The sequence below is a fragment of the Grimontia marina genome (genome assembly GCF_900060185.1).
In the GTDB taxonomy this organism is placed as follows: Bacteria; Pseudomonadota; Gammaproteobacteria; order Enterobacterales; family Vibrionaceae; genus Enterovibrio; species Enterovibrio marinus.
On record NZ_FIZY01000096.1, the window covers coordinates 1 to 8,699 of the forward strand.

At 48.1% G+C, this 8,699-nt stretch carries 9 protein-coding genes and 1 pseudogene; 6 read left to right on the forward strand and 4 right to left on the reverse strand.

Annotated elements, in window-relative coordinates; genetic code table 11:
- The 3 genes from GMA8713_RS24600 to GMA8713_RS24610 form a co-directional block, all read left to right on the forward strand.
- Positions 1–539 (forward strand): IS3 family transposase (locus GMA8713_RS24600; protein ID WP_062705098.1); only part of this gene is annotated, 539 nt, incomplete at its 5' end.
- On the forward strand, positions 502–831 hold the full coding sequence (locus GMA8713_RS28635; protein ID WP_198159581.1) for a nicotinamide mononucleotide transporter family protein: 330 nt from the start codon (positions 502–504) through the stop codon (positions 829–831). The genes GMA8713_RS24600 and GMA8713_RS28635, both read left to right, overlap by 38 nt.
- The gene (locus tag GMA8713_RS24610) at positions 828–1,880 is read left to right on the forward strand and encodes an AAA family ATPase (protein ID WP_062715184.1); all 1,053 of its coding nucleotides are present in this window, start codon (positions 828–830) and stop codon (positions 1,878–1,880) included. Before GMA8713_RS28635 ends, GMA8713_RS24610 begins: the two co-directional genes overlap by 4 nt.
- A 113-nt stretch (positions 1,881–1,993) precedes the next feature.
- Here GMA8713_RS24610 and gnd read toward each other — a convergent pair whose 3' ends face one another.
- Genes gnd through zwf form a run of 3 tightly spaced genes read right to left on the reverse strand, consistent with a single transcriptional unit; the run spans position 1,994 to position 5,673 of the window.
- A complete protein-coding gene (gene gnd / locus GMA8713_RS24615) occupies positions 1,994–3,442 on the reverse strand; it encodes a decarboxylating NADP(+)-dependent phosphogluconate dehydrogenase (RefSeq protein WP_062715186.1) in 1,449 nt (482 codons plus the stop codon).
- A 13-nt stretch (positions 3,443–3,455) separates the two neighbouring features.
- Positions 3,456–4,175, reverse strand: coding sequence for a 6-phosphogluconolactonase (gene pgl / locus GMA8713_RS24620; protein ID WP_062715188.1), 720 nt, complete (start codon positions 4,173–4,175; stop codon positions 3,456–3,458).
- Between the two features lies 1 nt (position 4,176).
- Complete coding sequence (zwf, locus tag GMA8713_RS24625; protein WP_002541639.1) at positions 4,177–5,673, reverse strand: glucose-6-phosphate dehydrogenase; 1,497 nt, start codon at positions 5,671–5,673, stop codon at positions 4,177–4,179.
- Positions 5,674–6,032: 359 nt separating this feature from the next.
- Between zwf and GMA8713_RS24630 the strand changes: the two genes are divergently transcribed.
- From GMA8713_RS24630 to GMA8713_RS27540, 3 genes and pseudogenes are all read left to right on the forward strand, one after another.
- Complete coding sequence (locus GMA8713_RS24630; RefSeq protein WP_062715190.1) at positions 6,033–6,677, forward strand: glycine-rich domain-containing protein; 645 nt, start codon at positions 6,033–6,035, stop codon at positions 6,675–6,677.
- 190 nt (positions 6,678–6,867) lie between these two features.
- Positions 6,868–7,644 (forward strand): annotated as a pseudogene (locus GMA8713_RS27535) (CHRD domain-containing protein); the annotation flags it as partial.
- Between the two features lie 45 nt (positions 7,645–7,689).
- Positions 7,690–8,028 carry a CHRD domain-containing protein gene (locus tag GMA8713_RS27540; protein ID WP_269747467.1) on the forward strand — a complete coding sequence of 113 codons (339 nt, stop codon included), beginning with the start codon at positions 7,690–7,692 and terminating at the stop codon, positions 8,026–8,028.
- Positions 8,029–8,097: 69 nt separating this feature from the next.
- Here the strand turns inward: GMA8713_RS27540 and GMA8713_RS24645 are convergent, their stop codons facing one another.
- Positions 8,098–8,361 (reverse strand): catalase family protein, encoded by a 264-nt coding sequence (locus tag GMA8713_RS24645; protein ID WP_062715196.1) that lies wholly within the window; start codon positions 8,359–8,361, stop codon positions 8,098–8,100.
- Positions 8,362–8,699 lie beyond the last annotated feature (338 nt).

Here is an 8,699-nt window from a genome sequence, read left to right on the forward strand (position 1 = left end):
ACAAAGCACACAAGGTTTATCCCTACCTGCTGCGTGATATCGATGTCACTTATCCAAACCAAGCTTGGGCGATTGACATCACGTACATCCCCATGGCGAAGGGGTTCCTGTATCTGGTGGCCATTATCGACTGGTATAGCCGCAAAGTACTGGCTTGGCGCTTGTCGAATACGATGGATACAAGCTTTTGCATTGAGGCTCTCGAAGACGCACTGCAACACTACGGGCCGCCCGATATCTTCAATTCAGATCAAGGCAGCCAGTTTACTAGCGCTGAGTTTACTCAGAGATTAATCGACCATGATGTACGGATAAGCATGGATGGGAAAGGACGCTGGGTCGACAACGTGTTCATCGAGCGATTATGGCGTAGCTTGAAATATGAGGAGGTTTACTTAAAAGCCTATACCACCCCCCGAGAAGCTGAACTTGAAATCGGCCACTACATGGTGTTCTATAACGAAGAGCGTAACCATCAGGGACTCAATGACCTTACTCCTGATGAAGCCTACTTCGGCAGGCAAAGATACGCAGCATGAGCGGGATCAAACACTTAAAAAATTAGCTTGTGTGTCCAACCAATGGGGTCCACTTCTTATTGACTCAATTATCCTCATGTTTAGTGTTCTGGCTCAATTTCTGCTGATGAGGCGACGGATTGAAACATGGATATGCTGGTTAATTGTAGATACAGTCGCAGTGCCACTCTACGCGTCGAGAGAGCTTTATCTTACCGCTTTTGTCTATGGTTTGTTCTGGTGTAACGCTTGGTACGGTCTGTACTCATGGATAAAAATACATCGCGCTGAGAATGCTGGAGTGCCAGCATGACACCAAAGGCGTTTAAATGCGGGCTCGTGGTCGGTAAATTCTCCCCACTGCATAAAGGACACGAATATCTTATACAGCATGCATTCGATCAGTGTGACGATGTTGTCATCATAAGCTATTCGAGGCCTGAGTTCGCTTCCTGTTCATCTAACGTTAGGGAGCGCTGGATAAAGGCACGCTTCCCATCAGCGATCGTGCTAAGTATCGATGCGGCGACAGTAGAATCTTGGCGCGCAGATAGCGCTTGGACGCTAGAAATGCCAAGAAATACTGAAGGCGATCAAGTACATCGGCAATTCACTTATTCTCTCATTGCAAAGAAGCTTGGGTTGAAAATCGATGCCATTTTCACCAGCGAAGGGTATGGCGATGGATTCGCAAAATTTTTAAGTGACCGGACGTTAGGCTTTGGCTATCACATTGGGCATATTTGTGTCGACCTAAACAGGGAAAAGGTGCCGGTTAGCGGATCGCTAATGCGCTCCTCTCCTGCACCAAACACGGACCTAATTGACGATGAGATCCTAATCGACTTTTCCATTCAAAAAATCTGTTTTCTGGGTGGTGAGTCGACGGGTAAATCTACGTTATCTCAAGTGCTTTCAGAAAAATTTAAAGAGCCCTTAGTCGCAGAATATGGCAGAGAATTATGGGAAGAAAAAAATGGTGACCTTACGCCAGGTGATCTCATAGATATATGCACAGTTCAAACCAGTAGAGAAGATATTGCTCAACAAAAAGCAAAAAATTTTATTTTCTGCGATACGTCGCCGCTTACGACACTGTGCTATTCCGAAGCACTATTTCATCAACGTTGTAACGTCATTAACGCTTATGCAGAACGCCCATACCACCATATATTTTTGTGCGAACCTGACTTCCCATTTATGCAAGATGGTACGAGAAGAGACGATGATTTCAGGTTACTTCAGCACAATTGGTATTTGCGAGAATTGGCAAATAAAAACATGGATTTTATTCGATTATCAGGCTCAATTTCACAAAGAGTCGAAAAGGTAACATCCATTATTACCAAGCAGTCTTTCTAAACGCTATCCATTTAATATGTTTCACTGGTGGAGTGGAAATTGTCTAAATGCAGACTAAATAAAACAAAGGAGCCTTTCGGCTCCTTTTTTATCGCTGTTTTTGGCAATAGTGATTAGCTGTTGTAGGTGGTCGATACGGTGTCGCCGCCTTTACCTGTCCAGTTGGTGTGGAAGAATTCACCACGTGGACGGTCAGTACGCTCATAAGTGTGCGCACCGAAGTAGTCGCGCTGTGCTTGCAGCATGTTCGCTGGCAGGCGTGCAGTTGTGTAACCATCAAGGAAGGTCAGTGCTGAAGACAGACCTGGTGATGGCAGACCGATTTCGAAGGTCTTCGCCACGACTTTACGCCATGAGCCCATGCAATCTTCCAGGATGTTCTTGAAGTATTCATCAGAGCCCAGGAATTTCAGGTCTGGGTTCGCTTCGTATGCGTCGCGGATGTTACCCAGGAACGCACTGCGGATGATACAGCCACCACGCCACAGCAGGGCAACGTTACCGTAGTTCAGATCCCAGTTGTATTGCTCAGACGCTTCGCGGATCAGCATAAAGCCTTGCGCGTAAGAGATAATTTTCGCTGCCAGCAGTGCTTTACGCAGTGCTTCCAGCCAAACTTCGCGGTCGCCTTCTACAGGACCAATCTTGTGTTGGAACAGAGCAGCCGCTTCTTCACGCTCTTCTTTACGTGCAGACAGTGCGCGCGCAAATACAGATTCAGTGATCAGCGTCAGTGGAATACCGAAGTCCAGCGCGTTAATGCCTGTCCATTTGCCGGTGCCTTTCTGGCCTGCGGTATCAAGGATTTTCTCCAGTACGATGTCACCGTCTTCGTCGCGGTAGCCCACGATTTCAGAGCTGATTTCCATCAGGTAGCTGTCCAGCTCGGTCTTGTTCCATGCAGTCATGGTCGCCTGCATTTCATCGTGGTTCATGCCCAGACCTTCTTTCATGAAGTGGTAAGCTTCACTGATCAGCTGCATGTCGCCGTATTCGATACCGTTGTGAACCATTTTCACGAAGTGGCCTGCACCTTCACGGCCAACCCAGTCACAGCAAGCTTCGCCGCTGTCGGTCTTCGCTGAAATCGCTTGGAAGATAGGTTTTACTGCTGGCCAACCCGCTGGGTTACCACCTGGCATGATTGAAGGTCCGAAACGCGCACCTTCTTCGCCGCCTGAAACGCCAGCGCCGATGAATACCAGACCTTTTTCTTCCAGGTCTTTCATGCGGCGTGTGCTGTCTGGGTAGTTAGAGTTACCGCCATCGATGATGATGTCGCCTTCATCCAGCAGAGGAGTCAGGGCGTCGATGAACTGATCAACAACGTCGCCCGCACGTACCATCAGCATCACTTTGCGTGGTTTTTCCAGCTTCTCAACCAGATCTTCCAGTGAGTATGCGCCAATGATGTTGGTACCTTTTGCTGCGCCTTCAAGGAACTCGTCAACTTTTGACGTCGTGCGGTTGTAAGCAACCACTTTGAAGCCGTTGTCGTTCATGTTCAGGATAAGGTTCTGGCCCATTACCGCCAGACCAATTACGCCGATATCGCCTTTCATTTTTATAAACTCCTTACGCCAATGCCTTCGCGGCAGCAGCATCTAAATACCATTCTGTTGTGCCATGTGTTGATTGAATATGCGCTGCCGGATAAGGCAGGTTTGCATCGGCGTTTTCACCGTGAATTGCTTCAATCATTTCTGCTTTGCCTGCGCCCAGTACCAGGTAGCTGATGCGGTCAGCATTATTCAGCAAACATGCACTTTTCGAAACACGCAGCTGTCCTGATTGCGGGTGCGCCGCAACCACAGTCAGTGCAGGTTCATCGTAGTCAGTTTGACCTGGGAAGAGGGACGCAGTGTGGCCGTCGTCGCCCATACCAAGCAAGATCCAGTCAAACGCAGGCAAGCCGTTTTTCTCTGGCACTTCTGCTTTGATTTCGTCAGCCAGTCGCTTGGCTTCCTGCTCTGCATCGTCTTCACCACGAATGCGATGAATGTTCTCAACAGGGATCTCTATGTGGCTGAACAGCAGGGTATTAGCTTCGCCGTAGTTGCTTTCAGCATCATCCGGTGCCACGCAGCGCTCATCACCCCACCAGAAGTGGAGGTATTGCCATTGAATGCTGTTCGCCCATTCTGGCTGTGCCAGCAGTTTGAACAGTAGCTTCGGTGTGCTGCCACCAGAGAGTGAGATATGAACGGGACGTCCTTGTTCACTCAGGCTTTTCATCGACGACGCAAGTTCTAACACCACGGCGTCTGCATTAACTAAAATGCGGAATTCCTTCATTTCACAGCTCGCAATATTCTGTATTGGTTAGGTTTTTACATGGATAGCGCCACTCGCGTCCATCGCGTTTTAGCAGCGCATCCGCTTTTTCTGGGCCCCAGGTGCCTGCGGCATAACCGAACAGCACATCTGGATCTTCCTTGTAGCGCAGAATGGGTTCAACAAACTCCCAACATGCTTTCACTGCGTCAGAGCGCGCAAACAACGTCGAGTCGCCTTTTACGGCATCCAACAGTAAGCGCTCGTAGGCGGTCAGAAGCTGTGCTTCTTGCAGGTTCTGGTAGTGGAATTCCATTGAAACTTCTTTGGCTTCAAAGCCTGCGCCTGGCTTTTTCAGGCCAAAGCTCATCAGAATGCCTTCATCCGGCTGAATACGGATGATGAGTTTGTTTTCAGGAGCATTGGCTCCGAACACTGGGTGCGGGGTTTTCTTGAAGTGAATAACCACTTCGGTCACACGTGTCGGCAAGCGCTTTCCTGTACGTACATAGAAAGGCACGCCGTTCCAGCGCCAGGTGTCGACAAACATCTTCAAGCCGATGTAAGTCTCGGTACGTGAGTCTTCCGCCACGCCCGGCTCTTCGCGGTAGCCTAACAGCTTTTCGCCGCGAACGTTGGAGCCCGTGTACTGACCCAGTACCAGATTGTTCTTCAGATCGTCGTCACTCAGTGGACGGAAGCTCTGCATAACCTTGGTGACTTCATCACGAATGGAGTCAGAGCGGATAGCCGCGGGTGGCTCCATCGCAACCATGCCCAGTACCTGGAGCAGGTGGTTCTGAAGCATGTCGCGTACTGCGCCTGAGCCATCGTAGTAACCGCCACGACCTTCTACACCTAAGAACTCAGCGCCCGTGATTTCCACGTAATCAATGAAATTACGGTTCCACAGCGGCTCAAACATGCCGTTTGAGAAGCGGAATACCAGTAGATTCTGAACCGTCTCTTTACCCAAATAGTGGTCGATGTGGTACAGCTGCTTTTCGTTGAAATTACGGTGGAGTTTCTTGTCCAGCTCTTCTGCAGATGCAGTGTCATAGCCAAAAGGCTTTTCAACAATCAGGCGTTTCCAGCCGTTGGATTGGTCGTGCAAATTGTGGTCTGCCAGACACTCTGGAATGACGCCATAAAGGCTTGGCGGCGTCGCCAGATAGTAGAGATTGTTGTTGCCGGTGTGGTGCTTATCGCTCAGTTCGTCCAGGCGGGTAACCAGTTTGCTGTATTCGCTGGATTCAGCAGGATTGATAGGAAGGTAGTATAGGTGTTGGCTAAAACGCGCGAGAACGGCTTCATCCACCTTCTCATTTTCTCTTAAAAACGCGGCGAGTTTGTCGCGGAAAGCGTCGTCGGAGTAGTCGGTGCGGCTAACGCCAAGAATCGTAAAGTTCTCTGGCATCATGCCATTTGCATAAAGGTGATAGAGGGCTGGGATCAGCTTGCGCTTAGCAAGATCACCGGAAGCACCAAAAATCACAATATTGTTGTTTTCTTTCGCCATTTGGATTTCCCTGCGATGGGCGATTAATCAGTCTCGAATGGAGAAACGTGCCCAAGGTCGTGAGGCCAATAAAATACCAGCATTTTCCCCAAAATATGATTGTTTCTTCCTATCTTTTTAATAGGCAGTGCCGTTGATGCTTTACTTGTGTACAAATTTGGGTAATTGATTGTGAGTATTGGTTCATATTGAGTGGGTTGGGCGCGCTAAGCAGCGGTTTTTACTTTTGCGTAAGCCTCTCCGTTATCTCGTTCATTATTCCCGGTGATGATTTTGATTTTCACTTAGTTTTGAGAATTCATCCGTTTTATCTCCCTTCAGATTCAGTTAGCGTAGTAAAAAAGTGGGTAGGGCGTGATATGCAAATCTGGCTTATAGGGATAGTGGTTTTGGTTGTTGCAGTGTTCATTGTTTCGCGGAACCAAAAACGAAAAGATCAACGCGCATTTATCGGCACTTATCGATTTAACAAAATCATCAAAACAAAAGTGGCCCAGCGTTATCCCCACCTGACCGATGAAAACCTTTCATTGGTGCTGGATGGTTTGAAAGAATATTTCTTACTTTGTCATGTCGCTAACAAACGCATTGTCGCGATGCCTTCACAGGTTGTTGATGTGGCTTGGCACGAGTTCATTTTATTCACGCGTGAATACCAATCGTTTTGCGATAAAGCGTTTAATCGCTTTTTGCACCATACGCCGACGGAAGCCATGGTTACGCCTACGCGAGCGTTGGAAGGTATCAAACGGGCATGGCGCTTATCCTGTGTTCACCACAACATCGACCCCGTCAATCCGACAAGGCTTCCTTTGCTGTTTGAAATTGATTCAAAGTTGAACATTGAAGACGGCTTCAAGTACACGCTCGACTGTCAAAAGAGTCATGCAAACGAATACTGCGCCAGCCATATTGGCTGCTCTTCAGGCTGTGCAGGATCTACTGCTGATGGCATTAGTGACGGTGGTGGAGATGGTGGTGGCTGTGGTGGTGGCGGGGATTGATCTTTGGGCTACGCATTCCTCGCTTTACAGCTTTCTGTCTCGATACCGCACTTAGCATTTCACTCCTGAATATTCACTCACGCTTATAGATAATTGTTCAAAGCACTGCATCTGACCAAATTCTATTTTCGTCTTTAGAGAACAGGCATAGAGACAAGCCTGAATACTTGGGATGAAAGAGGACTTTAGGATGAAAAAGCTAGTGGTGTTGATAACGGTGTTTCTGTTGTCAGCGTGTGGATTCGAGGCTACTCAAACTTATCGTTTAACCTTGAGTGGCAGTCAGGCAGTACCTATCAATGATTCGGAGCTATCAACAAAAGCAATTGTCAGGCTTGATGAGAAGCGTAGAAAACTTCGGGCAAGGCTGTATATCGATGGTACTGAAGGCTTTAAGTTTGCCCATATTCATAGCGGTGGAATAGGGGAAACTGGCGGTGTGGAATACACCTTTGAAGCGCCGAAAAAGCACAAATGGAAACACGGTGAAAAGCGCTATTTAGTGGTTCGTGAGAACGGCTTAAGTCATGCAGAAATGGAAGCGCTGAAGAACGGCGATTGGTACATCAATCTTCACACCGAAGCGGTGCCTTCCGGCGAAGTTCGCGCGCAAATCGTACCAAAGACTACCATGATTATATCCTTTAAAGCGGATGGCAGCCAACAGGTGCCGTCGGTCACGACAGGTGCCAGTGGACAAGGGTATCTTGCTTATAACAGCGCCGAAGAAACGCTAAATCTGAGGGTGAATTCGCAGGGTATTAAAGATGCAGTCGCAGCCCATATACATACTGGCCGAGTTGGCAGTAATGGCGGCGTGCTGGTGGTTATGAATCAAAACGCATAGGATCCCAATGTGTGGACAGCGCCTGAGGACACGTCATTAGGCTTAGAAACGTTTGAAGATATGCTTTCAGGCGCCTTTTATACCAACTTCCACACACCGAAGAACCCGTCTGGAGAAATCCGTGGGCAGATTTTTTCGCCTGACTATTCTCTCTACACCTTCCCGCTGTCCGGTGATCAGGAAGTCCCGCCTGTCACCACTGAGGCGAGTGGTGATGGTTATGCCTTGCTGAATGATGTAAACGGCTACGTGGATCTAAGAGTGGTTACCCAGGGTGTTGAAGATGCAGTAGCGGCACATATCCACCAAGGAATAGAAGGCACCAATGGTGGCGTCGTGGTTGGTTTGGAGCAAAGCGTGGATGACGTTAACGTATGGCAAACGCCAGAAGGAACCGCTTTAACTGACGAACAAAAATTGGCGTTTCAGTCGGGCGGGCATTATGTGAATGTGCATACACCTGCGGTTGGAAGTGGCGAGATAAGAGGGCAGGTTGAACCTTAGCTTGTTATGGTGTTACCAAAGGTCAACAGGCCCTAGATAAAGCGGTGCAGAAGCACCGCTTTATCTACTCTACATTTTGGCTTTTTCGCTGAGCTTTCTTCCTAACCCTACGGCATACACAGGGCTTCTTGCTTCTAGAATAGGATCTTCTGAAGGAGAAATACCTTCGGCTAAAATCAGTGGGTCAAAGACCATTTTATCGCATTGACCATCGGCTTCTGAGCTAATCATATCGAAAACCAGTTTTGCCGCCGTGATGGTTTGGTGTTCTCCTGCCCACTGTATTGCAGCGTTATTAATATCATCCTCACTGTTGGCAATAATGGCTTTCATGTCCCAAGAAACGGGACTGTCTTTTAGGCTGGAGGCCAAGTTTTCAAAGAAAAAGTCCTTGCCGGATTCTACAGTAATGCCGTGCTGCCGGGAGGGAGTAAACTGCCAGCGAAAAGGGGTTTTATTGCCGTATTCACTTACAAAGTCTAGGAAATTGGCAGTACTATAAAACTCAGCCCTATCGGACTTGATTACTTTGCCTCTGTCTATGTAGTCGGCCCTGAATTACAAATAAGACACTGATCTATTTGATGATCTCATCGATCTTCCTACCCTCATATTGCAAGCTTTTTAAGCCTCCCCTTCCAAAACCTTGCAATTTGGGTGATGAAAATGAA